Origin of the sequence: Halomonas marinisediminis, assembly GCF_004347715.1 — a bacterium.
Taxonomy (GTDB): Bacteria; Pseudomonadota; Gammaproteobacteria; order Pseudomonadales; family Halomonadaceae; genus Halomonas; species Halomonas icarae.
Genome location: NZ_SLTR01000803.1, coordinates 1 through 226 on the forward strand (window position 1 = coordinate 1; position 226 = coordinate 226).

Here is a 226-nt window from a genome sequence, read left to right on the forward strand (position 1 = left end):
GATCGTAAAATTCATTTTACATTTACTGATGGGCATCCTAGAAATGAAAAAAACAACAGTATTTATTATACCTATTATGAAAATGGAGCCTTTTATAAAGCAAATGGTAAAAAAATTAAAAATATTGCCGATTTACCTTTAAAACCAGAGGAATTAGACATTGTTTATGATGCAAAAAAGGGAGGGGCAAAGGCCTGGAATTGGGATATTGCAGAGGATAAAAAGG

At 31.4% G+C, this 226-nt stretch carries 1 protein-coding gene; it reads left to right on the plus strand.

Features of this window, described 5'->3' with window-relative positions; translation table 11 throughout:
• Nucleotides 1-226, plus strand: a 226-nt coding sequence (locus E0702_RS21570; RefSeq protein WP_205742171.1) for a BNR-4 repeat-containing protein, incomplete at both ends; no start/stop codon positions are given.